This is a genomic window from Paenibacillus sp. 01T422, assembly GCF_056398785.1.
Window position 1 is genome coordinate 1 of the sequence record NZ_JBFTQB010001678.1, and the last position, 424, is coordinate 424.

Here is a 424-nt window from a genome sequence, read left to right on the forward strand (position 1 = left end):
CCTCACCAACCGCTTGACTTCGTTCGAGAAGGGTCTCTCCTGAGGAGTAGTCCGCCCAAAAGCGATAAGCGTCTACTACAGTTACCATGCTATCCAAACGGCAAAACCGGGAAAGATCAATACCTTGCTCCTCATCCAGATAAGTGAAGGTTTGAGCTACTGGCAAGGGCTCACCAACACCAGTTGATTCGATCAGGATATAATCAAATTTATCCTCCTTGGCAAGCCGCTCAACTTCCTTCAACAGATCGTCGCGCAATGTGCAGCAGATACAGCCGTTAGACATCTCAACCAGACTCTCGTTCGTTCGAGAAAGCCCTCCCCCCTCCCGAATTAGCCCAGCATCGATATTGACCTCGCTTAAGTCATTGACAATAACGGCTACTCGTAAACCATCTCGATTATGCAGAACGTGGTTCAGCAG

1 protein-coding gene is annotated in these 424 nt (G+C 49.1%); it reads right to left on the reverse strand.

Annotation, left to right across the window (positions count from 1 at the left end):
- Window positions 1–424 (reverse strand): GTP-binding protein (locus AC1DUA_RS40735; protein WP_477505028.1); only part of this gene is annotated, 424 nt, incomplete at both ends.